The organism is Methylobacterium sp. CB376, assembly GCF_029714205.1.
Lineage (GTDB): Bacteria > Pseudomonadota > Alphaproteobacteria > Rhizobiales > Beijerinckiaceae > Methylobacterium.
In genome coordinates this window covers 3502977-3520534 of the sequence record NZ_CP121648.1, presented here as the reverse complement: position 1 = coordinate 3520534, position 17558 = coordinate 3502977, and the positions used below count along the sequence as shown (strand labels likewise).

Genomic DNA, 17558 nt, shown 5'->3' with positions numbered 1-17558 from the left:
CACCCGCCTCAGACGATCCGGCGCGAGACCAGCGTCAAGGCCGCCGCGAGCCCCGCCGCCGCGATGCCGGCGAGCACGGCCCAGGCCGGCCAGGCCGCCGCGGCACCCTCGCCGAGGGCGCCCTGGAAGGCCTCGATCGCCCAGGCGTTCGGCGTGAACCAGCCGAGCGTCTGGAGCCACGGCGGCATCAGGAAGCGCGGCACCATGCTGCCGCCGATCGCCGAGAGCAGCAGCACCCCGAAGGTCGAGACGAGATGCGCCTGCTGGCGCGTGCGCGCGGCCGCGCAGGCGGCGAGGCCGAGCCCGGCCGCCATGCCGGAGACCAGGATCCCGGTGACGAGCCAGGCCAGGAGGTTCGGCCCGACCGAGACGCCGTAGAGCAGGGAGGCCGCCGCGAAGATCAGGGCCCCCTGGCCGAGCCCCTGCGCGACCAGGAACAGGAACTTGCCGAGCACCACGACCGGCAGCCCGCCCGGCCCGGCCGCGAGCCGGTCGGCGATGCCGGATTGGCGCTCCTCCACCAGCGAGAGCGCCCCCTGCATCGCCGCGAAGAGCAGGAACACCGCGGTGATCGCCCCCGCATAGTAGCCGACCCGGTCGTTGCTGCCCGCCCGCGCGGTGGTCGTCCGCTCGACCAGCGAGGCGAAGGAAAAGGCCTCGCGCTTGGCCCGGCTCTCCGCGAAGGTCTGGTCGAGGAAGGCCCGCTCGTCGGGGCCGATCTTGCCCGCCCGCTCCACGTCCGCGACGACCCGGGACAGCACCACGTCGGGCAGCGATTCGTTGAGCACGCGCTGCACTTGGCCGAGGGCGATCGGCGTCGCCAGCGCGCGGGCCGGGCTTTCCACCAGGAGGAGGGGCGCCGGCTGCCCGGTCCCCGCGCCGCCGCCCGCGAGGTCGGCGCGCAGCACCAGCGCGACGTCCACCTCCCCGCGGCGCACCGCCGCCAGCGGGTCGCCGGTCAGCCGGCTCACCCGCAGCGCCGGGTCGCGCTCCAGCGCCGCGGCGAGGCGCTCGGTGCTGGCGGTCCGGGCGGCGTCGCTCAGGCCGAGATGGATGCGCACCCGGTCCCCGACCGCGCCGGAGAAGATCGCCGCGAAGACCGAGAAGATCACGGTCGGCAGCACGAAGGCCATGACCAGGGCGGCGCGGTCGCGCAGCAGGGTCAGGAGCATCACCCGGAAGGCGGCGGCGATCATCGCGGCTCGGCCTCCGGCAGGGCGTGCGAGGCGCCGACGATGTCGAGGTAGAGCGCTTCGAGGCCCGGCTCCCTCACCCGGATCTCGCGCACCGGCACGCCCTTCTTGCGCAGGTAGGCGAGGAGCGCCGCCCCGTCCCGCCCGCCCGCCACCGCGTCGATCGCCCGCCAGGTCAGCGCGCCCGCCGGGTGGAAGCCCGCCGCCCGCAGCGCCGCCGCGGCGCCCGGCCCGGCCGGCTCGCCGAGCGCCGCCTCGTGCTCGGGCGGGCCGGCCCGGAGGGTGGAGAGCAGCGCGTCGAGGCGGCCCTCCAGGCGGATGCGCCCGTCGCGCAGGAAGGCGACCCGGTCGGCGAGGCGCTCGGCCTCGGCGAAATCGTGCGTGGCGATGAGGATCGCGGTCCCGCTCCGGCGCAGCCGCTCCAGCATGCCGTGGATCGCCGCCCGGGCGACCCGGTCGACGCCCTGGGTCGGCTCGTCGAGCAGGACCACGCGCGGCTCGGCGAGCAGCGCCGCCGCGATGTTGGTGCGCCGCTGGTAGCCGCCCGACAGGGTGCCGACGAGGCGGTCCGCCACCTCGGCGAGGCCCGTCCGCTCCACCGCCCGCGCCGCCGCCCGCGCCCGCTCCCCCGCCCGAGCCCGGCGAGCCGCGCGAACACGTCGAGGTTCTCGGCCACGGTGAGGCGGGGATAGAGGGCGATCTCCTGCGGCACCCAGCCGATCGCGCCGCGCACCGCCCGGTCCGCCGCCGGGTCCCGGCCGAGGATCCGCACGCTGCCGCGGGCCGGGGTGAGCCGCCCGGCGAGGAGCCGCATCAGGCTGGTCTTGCCGGCGCCGTTCGGGCCGAGCAGCGCCAGGATCTCGCCGCCCGCGAGCGCGAGGTCGACGCCGTCGAGGACGGGCGTCCCGCGATAGGCGAGGGCGAGATCCCGGGCGGACGCGGCGAGGAGGGACACGGCATGGCTCGACGGGAGGGGGGATGGGCCGGCGCTCCGGCGACGGTCCGCCCGTCAGCGGGCGCCCGGCTTGAGGGCGGAACCCGAGAAGCGCCCGGCATCGATCTCGGCCGGGCCGCGGGGCTGGAACCGGGCGGCGACCGCGTCGGCCGGCGCGGCGACGAGCCCGGCGGGCAGCGCGCCGCGCAGCGTCGTCCGGGTCTCGGAGAGCCGGACGCCGCCGCGCGGGGAGGCGGCCGGGTCCGCCGCGGCCGCGAACAGCGCGCGCAGCTGCGCCTTCGCGTCGCCCGCCGCGGCCTCCGCGGCCGGGGAGCGCGCCGGTCGCGCCGGCAGGAGCGGCCCGAGGGCCGCCGGATCCGCGGAGGCCACCTGGACCGCGGCCGGCCGCGGCGGCGGCAGCGGCACGGCCACGAGGGCCTCGGCGAGGCCGGCGAATTCCACCGGGCGGCGCGGCGGCAGGGGGCGCCGGCCGGCTCGGCCGCGGCCGGTTCCGGCGCGGCGGCCGCGCTCGCCGGGGCGGGCGCGGGCGGCGGGACGGCCGCCACCGGCGCGGGCGCGGGCGCGGCCGGGGGCGGCGGGCGCAGCAGCGCGGCGCGCGGGTCCGGCACCGGCGCGTAGGCCATGACCCCGCGGGTGCCGGCATCGTCCGCCGCCGCGCTCGCGAGGGCCACCGGGCGCACCCGGGCGGGGGCGGGAGGCGGCGCGGCCCCGCCGGCGGGCTTCGCCCCGCCGAACAGCATGCTGAAGAACTGCCCGATCACGCTCGGGCTGTCCTCCTCGTCGAGGGCGGCGACCGCTTGGCTGTAGCCCATCACCGAGCCGCCGCGGGCGAGGATCTCGGCCTTCGCCACCTCGTAGCCCGGCATCTGGCGGCCGTCCCGCGGCAGGTGGACGGTGCGGCCGTCCGGGAACAGGCGGGCGAGTTGGTCGTAGGGCATGCGCGGCCAGGAGCGCACCGAGCCGACGTCGAGATGCACGAAGGGATTGTAGGCGTGCGGGTACCAGCCGACGCCGCCGCGCTGCATCCGCATGCCGATCTCGCGGACCTGATCGACCGACACGTCGGACAGGTAGAAGTCCATCGCCTTGCCGAGCATGTGCTGGCTGTGCTCGGCGACGGCGCGGGAGCGGCGCCGCAGGGCGGCGTTGGTCTGCGGCGAGCGGTAGGCCGAGACCACGTGGATCGCGTCCTGCGAGCCGGTGGCGCGGTGCGCCTCCCAGACCACGTCGAAGAGCCGCGGATCCATCCGGGTCGGCTGGTCGATGCGCCAGTCGCGCAGGAGCCAGTTGAGCTGCTCCAGGGCGGCCCGGTCGTAGCGGCCATCGCGCTTGAACGTGACGGTCGCGCTCTCCTTGGTGTGCTCGTGGAAGATGGTGATCGTGCGGGTGTCGCCGTTGGCCACCGCGTCCTGGGTGCCGCGCGTGCCGCCGAGCAGGCCCGCCGCCACCGCGGCGGCGACGAGGCCGGTCCGGCGCAGGGCCCGTCGCGGCGTCTCGCAGCGGAGCCGGGCCTCACGGGAAGTCGCCGCCGGTCGGCGGCTGGTCCGCTGCGCTCGCACGTTCGTCTCCGCCCCCGCCGATGCCGCCGTCGCGGCCGCCATGGTGAACGCAGGGTTACCCATAACCGTGAACGGACGGTTACCGGCGCCCCGCGCCGCATTGGTCGCGAGGGGTAAGGCTTAACCGTGGCGAAAATCGGCCGGGGCGCGGGACCTCACCACCAGCCCGACGAGGGGGGCGCCGGGGGCGGCGCGAAGTCGTCGGGGGCCGGCTGGACGACCCGCGGATCCGCGGTGACGAGGGGCCGGCTGCGCCGGGGTGCCTGGGTGGCGACCCGGGGCGCGGGCGCCGCGAGGCGCGGGGCGTGCGCGTCCCGGACCGGCCGGGCGTCGCGCGCCGGAGCCGGCGCCTGCGCGGGCAGCGCCCGGACCTTCGCCTTCTCCTTCTCCCGCTTCAGGGCCTCCGGCGAGGGCGGCAGCGCCTCGTTCGAGAGGCCGAGCGCCACCTTCACGCGGGCATTGATGCCGTAGAGGTCCTCGGCCTCGCGCAGGCCGCCCGCCTCGTCGGCGACGAGGGTGAAGTAGGCGAGGTGGACCGGGAGCTTCTCGGGCAGCATGACGGTGCGCTCGCCCTTGCCGATCAGCTTCTTCAGCCGCTCGGTCGGCCAGGTCGGGCCGAGCACCACCTCGGCGAAGCGGAACGGATCGTCCACCCGCACGCAGCCGTGGCTGAGCGCCCGGGCGCCGCGCGCGAAGAGCGTGCGGTTGGGCGTGTCGTGCAGGTAGACCGCGTGCTCGTTCGGGAACATGAACTTGATGAAGCCGAGGGCGTTGCGCTCGCCCGGCGGCTGGCGCACCGCGATGCTGTTGCCCTTGCGCACGACCTGGTAGCCGAGGCGCGCCGCGTAGCTCGGGTCGCGGGCGAGCCGCGGCAGGAACTCGTTCTTGAGGATCGAGGGCGGCACGTTCCAGGACGGATTGACCACCGCGTAGCTCATCTCGCCCGAGAAGATCGGGGTCGGCGAATCGGGCTTGCCGACGATGACCCGCGCCTCGTCGACGACGCGGCCGCCCTCCATCACCCGCACCTTGAGGTCGGGGATGTTGACCCAGACGTATTTCCGCCCGAGCTCGGCCGGCAGCCAGCGCCAGCGCTCCATGTTGGCGAGGAGGTCGGCCTCCTGCCGCCCGGGCGACGGGCCGGCCAGCGCCGCGACGGTGCGCGGATCGAGGATGCCGGTCGCGGCGAGGCCGCGCTCGCGCTGGAAGCGTTCGATGGCGCCGGCCACGGCCGCATCGTAGGCGGTGGCGTCGTCGGCGCTGCCGAGCCCGAACCGGGCCCGGATCAGCGGCACGCGGGCGTCGCGCATGCCGGGCTTGAGCACCGGCCCCTTCGGCAGCCGCACCATCGGCACCGCGCCGCCGGGCTGGCGGGCGCGCAGGGCCGCGAGCCGCGCCTTCAGGGCGAGGTAGCCGGGCTGGGCCGGGTTGTAGGCGTGCAGGAGCGCGTCCGCGCCGGCCCCGGCCGTGGCGAGTTTCGGCAGCACCGCGTCGGCGAGGGGCAGGTCGAGCTTCGGCGTGATCAGGCGCGACAGGCGTGGCGGGTCGAGGCGCCCGCCGCGGGCGTCCCGCGCGTAGAGGGCGGCGGCGGCCGAGAGCCGAAGCTCCGCGTCGGCGAGGTCCGCCGGGCTCGCCGTCGGCACGCCGAGGGCCGGCACCGGGTAGTCCAGGGGATCGAGCCCGTCCTCCGCGGCGGCGCCGAGCCGCGCGATCACCGCCCTGGCGGCCTCCGTCCAGGCGCGATCGACGATCCAGATCGGCTTGAACGCTCCGAGCGCGTAGAAGGCCTGCAGCGCCTCCCGCTCCCTGCGGCCGAAGCGGCGCAGGAGCGTCAGGTTCGGCTCCGCGAGCTTGGTGGCGATCGCCGCCGCGACCGGATCGTCCGGGAGCGGCGGCTTGGCGGCCTCGACGGCCGGCGCCTCGGGGGCGGGCGCCGGGGCGACGGGCGCCTCGGCGGCGGGTGCCGGGGCGGCGGGCGCCGGGGCGGCGGGCGCCGCCGGGGTGGCCGCGCCGGGCGCGGTCGCCGGTTGGGACGCGTCCTGGGCCCGCGCGCCGGCGAGGCCCGCGGCTCCCGCCATCAGCACCGCGAGGAGCGCGGCGGCCCTGCGCCTGGGGAGCATGCTCATCTCCTGGAGCGCGTGGCCAGCCCCCCGGCCGCGCGAAGTCGTCTCAACCGACACTTAAGCTAACGGACGCCCCCGAACAGGGCGTGCCCTCGCACACATGCCACTCGGTCCCGGTATGGAACACTCGTGCGGCGCCAGAAAGGCGCTGCGGTGCCGGAAAGGCGCCCCCGGGTATCAGGCCGCGTCCTCCGCCTTGTCCTCGTCGATCCCGAGATCCTTGAGCTTGCGGTAGAGGGTCGAGCGGCCGATGCCGAGGCGGCGGGAGACCTCGGACATCCGCCCGCGGTAGAATTGCAGGGCGTAGCGGATGATCTCGCCCTCCAGCCCCTCCATGGTCTTCATCTCCCCGGTCTCCTCGGCGACGAGGGAGATCGCGTGCGGATCGCGCACTTCGACCCGGACGATCTCGCGCAGGGGCGCCGCGCTCGCCACCGCCTCCGGCAGGCTCGGGGCGGCGGGGATGCGCACCTCGAAACCGTCGACCTGGGCGGCGATCTGCGGGAACTCCGCCACGGTGAGTTCGTCGCCGTCGGCCAGGACCACGGCGCGGAAGAGCGCGTTCTCGAGCTGGCGGACGTTGCCGGGCCACTCGTAGCGGGTGAGCAGCGCCATCGCCTCGGCGGTGATGCCCCGCACCCGCTTGCCCTCCTCCGCGGCGAAGCGCGCGCAGAAGGAGCGGGCGAGGTCCGGGATGTCCTCCCGGCGCGCCCGCAGGGGCGGCAGCGTCATCGGGAAGACGTTGAGCCGGTAGTAGAGGTCCTCGCGGAACCTCCCCTGCTTCACGAGGTCGAGCAGCGAGCGGTTGGTGGCCGAGATCAGCCTGATGTCGACCCGCACGCTCTTGCGCCCGCCGACCGGGTCGACCTCGCCCTCCTGTAGGGCGCGCAGCAGCTTCACCTGGGCGTCGAGGGGCAATTCGCCGATCTCGTCGAGAAACAGGGTGCCGCCCGACGCTTCCACGAACTTGCCGACATGGCGCTCGGTGGCGCCCGTGAACGCCCCCTTCTCGTGGCCGAACAGCGTCGATTCGACGAGGTTGTCGGGGATCGCCCCGCAATTGACCGTGACGAAGGGCTTGCCCCTGCGCTCGCCCGAGCCCTGGATGGCGCGGGCCAGCACCTCCTTGCCGACGCCCGACTCGCCCTCGATCAGCACCGGGATGTTCGACTTCGCGGCCCGCTCGGCGAGCCGGATCACCCGCCCCATGTCGGGGCTCTTCGAGGTCAGGTCCTTGAAGCTCAGCGCCCCCGAGGCCCGGCGCCGCATGCGCCGGATCTCGTCCTGGAGCTGGTCCACCTGGAGGGCGTTCTTGATCGAGACCTGCAGGCGCTCGGCGCCCGCGGGCTTGACCACGAAGTCGGTCGCGCCCGCGCGCATCGCCGTGACCACGGCGTCGATCGAGCCGTTCGCGGTCTGGACGATCACCGGGACGTCGAGCCCGGCCTTGCGCATCTCGGCCAGCACGCCGAGGCCGTCGAGGCCGCCCGGCATGACGAGGTCGAGGAGCACCACGTCGACGCGGGTGTCGGGCGCGCGCAGGACCGCGAGCGCGGCCTCGCCGCCCTCCGCCACGGCGGCCTCGAAGCCCAGGCGCCGCACCATCGCCTCGGCGAGGCGACGCTGCACCGGATCATCATCGACGATGAGCACCGTGGTCGACATCCGGGTCCTTTCGGGTTCTGCGACGACGGCGGGTCCCGGCGGAGCCTCGGCCCGCCCGACCGCCCGCCCGAGCGAATCGCGTGGTTGTTTCGTTTCGAGCCGGATGCTCGCCCACAACCGTAAAGTGGCGCTTAACGCCAACAAACCGTTGCCGTTGCGACACGCCGGGCGGCCCCCCGGGCCCGTTCACCCGATTGGGAGGAGCGCTCGGTTGATCGCGGGGGCGAGGCTGCCGATATGACGGCGTTGTCTGTGAGAACCCTGAGAGGACGCGAAGCCATGTCGACCCGAGCCGCGGTGCCGTCGGAAGGTTCCTTGAGCACGGCCCAGGCGACGGCCCGCGCCGTCGATCTCGGGCCGCTGCCGGAGTGGGACCTCTCGGATCTCTACGCGGGCCTCGACGACCCGGCCTTCGCCCGCGACCTCGCCCGCGCCGAGGCGGAGTGCCGGAGCTTCGCCGAGACCTATCGGGGCCGCGTCGCCGCGCTGGCGGGCGGGGAGGGCGCCGCCGACCAGCTCGGCACGGCGGTGGCCGCCTACGAGGCCATCGAGGACCTCATGGGCCGGCTGATGTCCTTCGCGGGCCTCGTCTATTCGGGCAACACGACCGACCCCGTCCGCGCCAAGTTCTACGGCGACACCCAGGAGCGCCTGACCGCCGCGTCGAGCGACCTCCTGTTCTTCACGCTCGAACTGAACCGGGTGCCGGACGCGGACATCGACGCCGCCGCCGCCCTGCCGCCGCTCGCCCGCTACCGACCCTGGCTGGAGGATATTCGCCGCGAGAAGCCCCACCAGCTCTCCGACGACCTCGAGAAGCTGCTGCTGGAGAAGTCGGTGACCGGCCGGTCGGCCTGGAACCGGCTCTTCGACGAGACCATCGCCTCCCTGCGCTTCCCCCTGCGCGGCGAGCAGCTGACCCTGGAGCCGACCCTCAACAAGCTCCAGGACGCCGACGAGGGCCTGCGCCGCGACGCCGCCGAGGCCCTGAGCGGGGTGTTCCGGGCGAACCTGCGCGTCTTCACCCTGATCACCAACACGCTCGCCAAGGACAAGGAGATCTCGGACCGCTGGCGGCGCTTCGGCGACGTGGCGGATTCGCGCCACCTCGCCAACCGCGTCGAGCCCGAGGTGGTGGCCGCCCTGGTCGAGGCGGTGACGGCGGCCTATCCGCGCCTCTCGCACCGCTACTACCGGCTGAAGGCCCGCTGGTTCCAGCGCGACAGCCTCGCCTACTGGGACCGCAACGCGCCCCTGCCGAAGGTCGAGCAGCGCACGATTCCCTGGGCCGAGGCCCGCGAGACCGTGCTCTCCGCCTACGGCGCCTTCTCGCCCCGGATGGCCGAGATCGCCCGCACCTTCTTCGAGGGCGGCTGGATCGACGCGCCGGTGCGCCCCGGCAAGGCCCCGGGCGCCTTCGCGCACCCGACCGTGCCCTCCGCCCATCCCTACGTGCTGGTGAACTACCAGGGCAAGCCGCGCGACGTGATGACCCTCGCCCACGAACTCGGGCACGGCGTCCACCAGGTGCTGGCGGCCGGGAACGGCGCCCTGATGGCCCCGACCCCGCTGACGCTCGCCGAGACCGCGAGCGTGTTCGGCGAGATGCTGACCTTCCGCCGCGTCCTCGACGCCACCCGGGAGCCGCATCAGCGCCGGGCGCTCCTCGCCGCCAAGGTGGAGGACATGATCAACACGGTGGTGCGCCAGATCGCCTTCTACGTCTTCGAGCGCCGGCTCCACCTCGCGCGCCGGGACGGCGAACTCACGGCCGAGCAGATCTGCGCGCTGTGGATGTCGGTCCAGGCCGAGAGCCTCGGGCCGGCGATCCGCCTCGACGAGGGCTACGAGCCGTTCTGGGCCTACATCCCGCACTTCATCCACTCGCCGTTCTACGTCTACGCCTACGCCTTCGGCGATTGCCTGGTGAACTCCCTGTACGGGGTCTACCAGCGAGCCGAGGAGGGCTTCGTCGCGCGCTACTTCGCGCTGCTCTCGGCCGGCGGCACCAAGCCCTACGGCGAACTCCTGGCGCCCTTCGGGCTCGATGCCCGCGACCCCTCCTTCTGGCAGATCGGCCTCTCGATGATCGAGGGCATGATCGCCGAGCTCGAAGCCATGGAGGCGTGAGGCGCCCCCGCCGCGAGAACATGATTGCCGCTTTTTCCCTAAATCGGGAGATAATGCGCGGCGGCCGCGTTATAACAGGGCAGGGCCTCGACGGACTCCAGGGCCGAGCTCGGTCGCGAAACCGGGGCTGGAATCTGCGCGGCGGGGGGACTAGGTCGTTCGGAGCAGGCCGGAATGGGCCGCCGATCTGTCTCCGGTTGGGCACGGGTGCGGAAATACTTGGCGACGCCCTCCAAATGGTCTTGACCGCGAGGGGCCGAATGGAGGATCGGAGTCTTCCGTAGAGACAGAACGGCGGTCGTCCCTGCGAACGCGAATGGTCACGCCCCGCTCTCCTCGCCTGCGGGCCGCGGACGAACCGGATCGGACCACCATGGATTACACGTATCAGGACGGGCGCCTTCAGATCCGTCGCACCGACGACGAGAAACGGCCGATCCTGCAGCGCCTGAAGCGGATCGAGGGCCAGGTGCGCGGGCTCCAGGCCATGGTCACCGAGGACCGCTACTGCCTGGACGAGGTCCAGCAGATGAACGCGATCACGGCGGCCGTGCGCGAGGCGGCGCTCCAGCTCATCAGCGACCACCTCGATGCGTCCGTGAACTACGCGGTGCGCAGCAACGACCGCGACGGGGCGGTGGAGGAGATGATCCGCGTCCTGCGCAGCGCCCTGCGCCAATCCTGACGGGCCGGTGCGACCTTCCCGCCCGGTGGCCTAGCGGGACCGGGGCGGGGGCTTATCTGAGAGCCGTCCAGCGCGTCCCGAGCCCCTGCATGTCCGCCTCCGATACCGAAGCCAACCGCTTCTCCGCCCGCGCCGCCCGCTACGCCCGGGTCGGCGCCAATATGGGGGGCGTGGCGGCCCGGATGGCCGGTGCGCGCCTCCTCGGCCTCAAGGGCGAGGACCTCTCGAACGCCGCCGCCCTCGCCCAGGCGCTCGGCGGCCTCAAGGGCCCGATCATGAAGGTGGCGCAGCTCCTCGCCACCGTGCCGGACCTGCTGCCGCCCGAATACGCCCAGGAGCTGCAGAAGCTGCAATCCGAGGCGCCCCCGATGGGGGCGGCCTTCGTGAAGCGCCGCATGGCCGCGGAGCTCGGCCCCGACTGGCAGGGCCGCTTCGCGAGCTTCGACCTGCGGCCCGCCGCGGCCGCCTCCCTGGGCCAGGTCCACCGCGCGGTGAGCCGCGAGGGCGAGGCCCTCGCCTGCAAGCTGCAGTATCCAGACATGCAATCCGCCGTGGAGGCGGACCTGAAGCAGCTCGAAATGGCCTTCGCGCTGCACCGGCGCCTGCGCGTGGCCATCGACACCCGCGAGATCGCCAAGGAGATCGGCGACCGGGTGCGCGAGGAGCTCGACTACCAGCGCGAGGCCAAGCACGCCGCCCTCTACGCCGAGGTGCTGCGCGACATGCCGAACGTGCGGGTGCCGGTGGCGCATCCGGCCCTCTCGACGAAGCGCCTGCTGACCCTCGGCTGGCTCGACGGCGAGAAGATCCTGACCTACGCGCAGGCGCCCCTCGACATCCGCAACCGCCTCGCCCACGCAATGTTCAAGGCGTGGTGGCATCCCTTCAGCCGCGCCGCGGTGATCCACGGCGATCCGCACCTGGGCAATTACACGGTCTTCTCGGAAGGGGGCGAGCCGGCGGGCATCAACCTGCTCGATTACGGCTGCATCCGGATCTTCCATCCCCGCTTCGTCGGCGGCGTGGTCGACCTCTACCGGGGCCTGCTGCACGGCGACCAGGACCGCATCGTCCACGCCTACGAGAGCTGGGGCTTCAAGCGGCTGAACCGCGAGCTGATCGACATCCTCAACATCTGGGCGAAGTTCATCTACGGCCCGCTGCTGGAGGACCGGGTGCGCACGGTGGCGGACGGGGTGAAGCCCGGCGAGTACGGCCGGCGCCAGGCCTTCGAGGTCCACCGCGCCCTCAAGGAGCGCGGCCCGGTGACGGTGCCGCGCGAATTCGTGTTCATGGACCGGGCGGCGGTCGGGCTCGGCGCCGTCTTCCTGCACCTGCGCTCCGAGCTGAACTATCACCGCCTGTTCGAGGCCGAGATCGACCGCTTCTCCCTCGACGACCTCGCCTCGCGGCAGAGGGTGGTGCTCGACGCGGCCGGCCTGCCGCTGCCGGCGTGAGGGGCCCGGCTCCCGCCGGGCCCGGGACCGCCTCACCCGAATGGCGAGGGTGCCCTTCGCCCATCGCGCATTGCGGCGACCCTGACCATGCGCTAAAGCGCGACCAAACATCCAAGAAGACCGGGGCCCCGCAGCATGGCTAGCACCAACCACGCCTCCAACGACGCCTACGGTCCCTCGATGGACGGCTCCACCCACGAGGCGACCTATCGCGGCTTCGTGCGCTTCGTGGAGATCGCCACCACCGTGGTGATCTGCTGGGTGCTCTCGCTCGCCATCGGCGGCGTGCGCGAGGCGTGGCTCACCGCGATCTTCGGCGTCGTGATCTCGGGCGTGGCCGGCGCCGTCGGGGCCCTCGCCCCGGCCCTCGGCTGGCGCTCGCCGGCCGCCGTGGCGGTGCTGCTGGCGATTTTGCTCGCGCTCTACTGACGCCCCGCACCGAGTTCGGACGACACCGGGCCGCCGCCTCGCGACGAGGCGGCGGCCTTTACCATTGTGCGACACCGTCTCTGCCGCTTTCAAACCCGATGAAAATCCACTAGAGGCGATCTTAGCGGGAGGAATCAGCTTCACGGTTGTGTGGGTCTCCCCTCGGTGCCGGCGTCGCCGGCGGCCGCTCTCCACACGCGACCGAAGGGTGGATGGATGCGGATCGCGGTGCTATCGGAGACCGACCCGGCGGAGCCGCGCGTCGCGGCGATCCCCGAGACGGTCAAGAAATTCAAAGCTCTCGGCGCCGACGTGACGGTCCAGGCCGGGGCGGGGGGCAGGGCGGGGCTTCCCGACGGCGAGTTCGAGGCCGCCGGCGCCACGATCGCGCCGGACGCGGCGGTCGCCGCGCGGGACGCCGACATCGTGCTGCGGGTGCGCAGGCCCGCCGCCGAGGAGCTGCCGGTTCTCAGGCGCGGCTCCCTCGTGGTCGGCATCATGGATCCCTACGGCCACGAGGCCGAGGTGAAGGCCATGGCGGATGCGGGCGTCGCCGCCATCGCCATGGAGCTGATGCCGCGCATCACCCGCGCCCAGGTCATGGACGTCCTGTCGAGCCAGGCCAACCTCGCCGGCTACCGGGCGGTGGTCGACGGCGCCGCCGTCTACGGCCGGGCGCTGCCCATGATGATGACCGCCGCCGGCACCGTGCCGGCCGCCCGCATCTTCGTGATGGGGGCGGGCGTCGCGGGCCTGCAGGCGATCGCCACGGCCCGGCGCATGGGCGCCGTCGTCACCGCGACCGACGTGCGGCCCGCCGCCAAGGAGCAGGTCGAATCCCTCGGCGCCAAGTTCGTCGCGGTCGAGGACGAGGAGTTCAAGCAGGCCGAGACCGCGGGCGGCTACGCCAAGGAGATGTCGGCCGAGTACCGCCGCAAGCAGGCCGAGCTGGTGGCGAGCCACATCGCCAAGCAGGACATCGTCATCACCACGGCGCTGATCCCGGGCCGCCCGGCCCCGCGCCTCGTCACCGCCGACATGATCGCCTCCATGCGGCCCGGGGCGGTGCTGGTCGACCTCGCCATCGAGCGCGGCGGCAACGTGGAGGGCGCCAGGGCCGACGAGATCGTCGAGACCCCGAACGGCGTGAAGATCGTGGCCTACGCCAACGTGCCGGGCCGCCTCGCCGCCACCTCGTCGAGCCTCTACGCGCGCAACCTCTACGCCTTCGTCGAGACCCTGATCGACAAGGCCTCGAAGAGCCTCGCCGTGAAGTGGGACGACGAACTCGTCAAGGCGACCTGCCTGACGCGCGACGGCGCCGTCGTCCACCCGAACTTCCAGCCCAAAGCCTGATCCTCGCGGAGACCGTCATGGCCACGCTTCCCCCAGACCAGGCGGCCGAGCAGGCGCGCGCGGCGGCCGCCGCCGCCCGCACCGCCGCCGACATCGCCGCCAAGGCCGCCGACCAGGCCCAGGCCATCGCCGACGCGGCCGGCCACGGCATCGCCGCCGCCACCCACGGTGCGGTCGACCCGACCGTGTTCCGCCTCGCCATCTTCGTGCTGGCGATCTTCGTCGGCTACTACGTGGTGTGGTCGGTGACCCCGGCCCTTCACACCCCGCTCATGTCCGTCACCAACGCGATCTCCTCGGTGATCGTGGTCGGCGCGCTCCTCGCGGTGGGCGTCCCGCTCGTCGAGAAGGGCACCGGCGTCGCACGCTTCTTCGGCTTCCTCGGCCTCGTCTTCGCGAGCGTGAACATCTTCGGCGGATTCCTCGTCACCCAACGCATGCTCGCCATGTACAAGAAGAAGGCGTGACGCGATGTCGGAGAACGTATCGTCCCTTCTCTACATCGTCGCCGGCGTCCTGTTCATCATGGCGCTGCGGGGCCTCTCGCACCCGACCACGTCGCGGCAGGGCAACCTGTACGGCATGATCGGCATGGGCATCGCGATCCTGACCACGCTGATCGGCCATCCGCCGGCGGGGATCGGGGCGTGGTTCCTGGTGCTGCTCGGCCTCGGGATCGGCGGCGGCGCCGGCGCGGTGATCGCCCGGCGCGTGCCGATGACGGCGATGCCGCAGCTCGTCGCGGCCTTCCACTCGCTCGTCGGCCTCGCGGCCGTGGCGGTGGCGGCGGGCGCCCTCTACGCGCCCCAGGCCTTCGGCATCCTGGAAGGCGGCCACATCCACAAGCAATCCCTGTTCGAGATGGGGCTCGGCGTCGCCATCGGCGCCATCACCTTCACGGGCTCGGTGATCGCCTTCCTGAAGCTCGACGGGCGCATGTCGGGCAAGCCGATCATGCTGCCGCAGCGGCACGCGATCAACATCGCGCTCGGCCTCCTGCTGCTCGGCCTCCTCGCCGCCTTCATCGGCGGCGAGAGCAAGGTCGTGTTCTGGCTGATCGTGCTCCTGTCCTTCGCGCTGGGCGGGCTCCTGATCATCCCGATCGGCGGCGCCGACATGCCGGTCGTGGTCTCGATGCTCAACTCCTACTCGGGCTGGGCGGCCGCGGGCATCGGCTTCACGCTGGGCAACCTCGCGCTGATCATCACCGGGTCGCTGGTCGGCTCGTCGGGCGCGATCCTGTCCTACATCATGTGCCACGCGATGAACCGCTCGTTCATCTCGGTCATCCTCGGCGGCTTCGGCGGGGACAGCGCCGCGGCGGCCGGCGGCAAGGTCGAGACGCGCCCGGTCAAGCAGGGCTCGGCCGACGACGCGGCCTTCATCATGAAGAACGCCGAGAAGGTCATCATCGTGCCGGGCTACGGCATGGCGGTGGCCCAGGCCCAGCACGCCCTGCGCGAGATGGCCGACCAGCTCAAGAAGGAGGGCGTCGAGGTCAAGTACGCCATCCACCCGGTGGCGGGCCGCATGCCGGGCCACATGAACGTGCTGCTCGCCGAGGCCAACGTCCCCTACGACGAGGTCTTCGAGCTGGAGGACATCAACGGCGAGTTCCCGCAGGCCGACGTGGCCTTCGTGATCGGCGCCAACGACGTCACCAACCCGGCCGCCAAGACCGATCCGCAATCGCCGATCTACGGCATGCCGATCCTCGACGTGGAGAAGGCCAAGACCGTGCTGTTCATCAAGCGCGGCATGGGCTCGGGCTACGCGGGCGTCGAGAACGAGGTCTTCTTCCGCGACAACACCATGATGCTGTTCGGCGACGCCAAGAAGGTGGTCGACGACATCGTCAAGAACATGTGAGACGCGATCCGCTTGATCGAAGCGGATCCCGTATCCCAAGCCTGCGCGGCGCCTGAGCGAAGCCCAAATCCGCCCTCCCGAAGGGATCAAGCGGATTTGGTATGACAAGCCCGCGCGGCGCCTGAGCAAAGCCGACATCCGCATCGCGAAGCGATCAACCGGATGTCATGTGAGCCGGCGCCGCGCGCCGCGCCGACCGGGAAGCGGGGCCTCGCGCCCCGCTTTCGCGTTTCCGGGACCTGCCGCGCGCATCGCGCCGCGCGAGTGTCGCGCCGCGGCGGCAGCCGGGCCGGGCGAATCCCGCTAGACTGGTCCGGTGACAGCCCTGATCGACCTTCCCCGCCCGCTCCTCGACGTCCACCGCTCGGTGCTCGGCCGGCCCTGGCGCGAGCGCTGCGCGGACGGCCCGCCCCAGCAGGCGGCCGCGACCATCGCCCAGAGCCACGGCCTGCCGGAGGTGCTGGCGCGGGTGCTGGCCGGGCGGGGCGTCGCGCCGCGGGACGTGCCGCTCTTCCTGGAGCCGCGCCTGCGCGACCTGATGCCGGACCCGGCCGTGCTCCTCGACATGGAGGCGGCCGCCGACCGGCTCGCCCACGCGGTGCTGCGGCGCGAGAAGGTCGCGATCTTCGGCGATTACGACGTCGACGGCGCGGCGAGCGCCGCGCTCCTCGCCGGCGCCCTGCGCGACCTCGGCGTGCCGTACCGGCTCCACATCCCGGACCGGATCACCGAGGGCTACGGGCCGAACGTCGAGGCGGTGCGCGTGCTGGCCGGGGAGGGCGCGCGCCTCCTCGTCACGGTCGATTGCGGCACGGCCGGCCACGCGCCCCTGGCCGAGGCGGCGCGGCTCGGGCTCGACGTGATCGTCCTCGACCATCACGGCGCGCCCGAATCCCTGCCGCCCGCCCGGGCGGTGGTGAATCCGAACCGGCTCGACGACCTCTCGGGCCTCGGCCACCTCTGCGCGGCCGGGGTGGTGTTCCTCACCCTCGTGGCCCTCAAGCGCCGGCTGCGCCGCGACGGCGTCGACCTGCCCGACCTGATGACCGGGCTCGACCTCGTGGCCCTCGCCACCGTGGCGGACGTGGTGCCGCTCGCCGGGCTCAACCGGGCCTTCGTGCGCCAGGGGCTCGCGGTGATGCGGGGCCGCGGGCGCCTCGGCCTCGCGGCCCTCCTCGACGCGGCCGGCCTCGGGGAGCCGCCCCAGGCCTGGCATCTCGGCTTCCTGGTCGGGCCGCGCATCAATGCGGGCGGGCGCATCGGCGACGCGACGCTCGGCGCGCGCCTCCTCCTCTGCGAGGACCCGATCGAGGCGGCCGGCATCGCCGCGCAGCTGGATCAGCTCAACCGCGAGCGGCAGGCGATCGAGGCCGCCGCCGTGGCCGAGGCCGAGGCGCTGACGGCCCTTCGCCTGGAGCGCGAGCCCGACCAGGCGGTCATCGTGACCGGCAGCCCCGACTGGCATCCGGGGGTGGTCGGGCTGATCGCGGCGCGCCTCAAGGAGCGCTTCGGCCGCCCGGCCTTCGCCTTCGCCCTGCGCCAGGACGGCAGCGCGACCGGGTCGGGCCGCTCCATCGTCGGCGCCGATCTCGGGCGGGCGGTGCGCCGCGCCGTCGAGTGCGGCCTCGCCGCCAAGGGCGGGGGCCACGCCATGGCGGCGGGCGTCACCATCGCTGCCGTCGACCTCGACCGGTTCCGCGACGCGCTTGCCCGGGACCTCGCCGCGTCGGTGGGCGAGGCGCGCGCCGCCGAGGCGCTGTTGATCGACGGGACGCTGTCGGCCGGCGGCGTGCAGCCCGACCTGATCGCCGCCCTGGAGCGCGCCGGACCCTTCGGCCAGGGCGCGCCCGAGCCGGTCTTCGCGCTGGCCCGCCACCGCGTCGCCGACGCGCGGATGGTCGGCACCGGGCACGTGAAGGTGCAGCTGCGCGGGCGCGACGGCGTCACGGTCCCGGCCATCGCCTTCCGGGCCGCCGAGGGGCCGCTGGGCCGGTTCCTGCTGCGGGGCATCGGCCGCGACATCCACGCCGCGGGCACGCTCGCCCGCGACCGCTGGCGGGGCAGCGAGCGCGTCCAGCTCCGCCTGTGCGACGCCGCCGAGGCGACCTGAGGTGCTTGACAGGCACAGGGGGGCTCC

General features: G+C 73.6%; 11 protein-coding genes and 2 pseudogenes. 8 read left to right on the top strand and 5 right to left on the bottom strand.

Annotated elements, in window-relative coordinates; all coding sequences use genetic code 11:
- Nucleotides 1–8: 8 nt before the first annotated feature.
- The 5 genes and pseudogenes from QA634_RS15990 to QA634_RS15970 all read right to left on the bottom strand — a co-directional run bounded on the left by QA634_RS15990 (nt 9) and on the right by QA634_RS15970 (nt 7495).
- The gene (locus QA634_RS15990; RefSeq protein ID WP_012332959.1) at nt 9–1196 is read right to left on the bottom strand and encodes an ABC transporter permease; all 1188 of its coding nucleotides are present in this window, start codon (nt 1194–1196) and stop codon (nt 9–11) included.
- Nucleotides 1193–2148 (bottom strand): annotated as a pseudogene (locus QA634_RS15985) (ABC transporter ATP-binding protein). Before QA634_RS15985 ends, QA634_RS15990 begins: the two are co-directional and overlap by 4 nt.
- Nucleotides 2149–2202: 54 nt before the next feature.
- A pseudogene (locus QA634_RS15980) lies at nt 2203–3707 on the bottom strand (DUF882 domain-containing protein).
- 155 nt (nt 3708–3862) lie between these two features.
- Entirely contained in the window at nt 3863–5827 is a 1965-nt protein-coding gene (locus QA634_RS15975; protein ID WP_012332956.1) for a L,D-transpeptidase family protein, read from the bottom strand.
- Nucleotides 5828–6007: 180 nt separating this feature from the next.
- Nucleotides 6008–7495, bottom strand: a complete 1488-nt coding sequence (locus tag QA634_RS15970) for a sigma-54-dependent transcriptional regulator (protein ID WP_012332955.1) — start codon at nt 7493–7495, stop codon at nt 6008–6010.
- Nucleotides 7496–7774: 279 nt separating this feature from the next.
- On the opposite strand from QA634_RS15970, the gene QA634_RS15965 reads away from it, so the two are divergent.
- The 8 genes from QA634_RS15965 (at nt 7775) to recJ (ending at nt 17531) form a co-directional block, all read left to right on the top strand.
- The gene (locus tag QA634_RS15965; RefSeq protein ID WP_012332954.1) at nt 7775–9625 is read left to right on the top strand and encodes a M3 family oligoendopeptidase; all 1851 of its coding nucleotides are present in this window, start codon (nt 7775–7777) and stop codon (nt 9623–9625) included.
- Nucleotides 9626–9998: 373 nt separating this feature from the next.
- Nucleotides 9999–10310 (top strand): metal-sensitive transcriptional regulator, encoded by a 312-nt coding sequence (locus QA634_RS15960; protein ID WP_012332953.1) that lies wholly within the window; start codon nt 9999–10001, stop codon nt 10308–10310.
- Between the two features lie 89 nt (nt 10311–10399).
- Nucleotides 10400–11767 (top strand): ABC1 kinase family protein, encoded by a 1368-nt coding sequence (locus QA634_RS15955; RefSeq protein ID WP_012332952.1) that lies wholly within the window; start codon nt 10400–10402, stop codon nt 11765–11767.
- A 135-nt stretch (nt 11768–11902) separates the two neighbouring features.
- Entirely contained in the window at nt 11903–12196 is a 294-nt protein-coding gene (locus QA634_RS15950) for an aa3-type cytochrome c oxidase subunit IV (RefSeq protein ID WP_012332951.1), read from the top strand.
- Nucleotides 12197–12412: 216 nt separating this feature from the next.
- Nucleotides 12413–13552, top strand: a complete 1140-nt coding sequence (locus QA634_RS15945; protein WP_012332950.1) for a Re/Si-specific NAD(P)(+) transhydrogenase subunit alpha — start codon at nt 12413–12415, stop codon at nt 13550–13552.
- Nucleotides 13553–13569: 17 nt separating this feature from the next.
- Nucleotides 13570–14019 (top strand): proton-translocating transhydrogenase family protein, encoded by a 450-nt coding sequence (locus QA634_RS15940; protein ID WP_012332949.1) that lies wholly within the window; start codon nt 13570–13572, stop codon nt 14017–14019.
- A gap of 4 nt (nt 14020–14023) precedes the next feature.
- On the top strand, nt 14024–15421 hold the full coding sequence (locus QA634_RS15935; RefSeq protein WP_012332948.1) for an NAD(P)(+) transhydrogenase (Re/Si-specific) subunit beta: 1398 nt from the start codon (nt 14024–14026) through the stop codon (nt 15419–15421).
- A gap of 316 nt (nt 15422–15737) precedes the next feature.
- The gene (recJ, locus tag QA634_RS15930) at nt 15738–17531 is read left to right on the top strand and encodes a single-stranded-DNA-specific exonuclease RecJ (protein WP_012332947.1); all 1794 of its coding nucleotides are present in this window, start codon (nt 15738–15740) and stop codon (nt 17529–17531) included.
- Nucleotides 17532–17558: the final 27 nt, after the last annotated feature.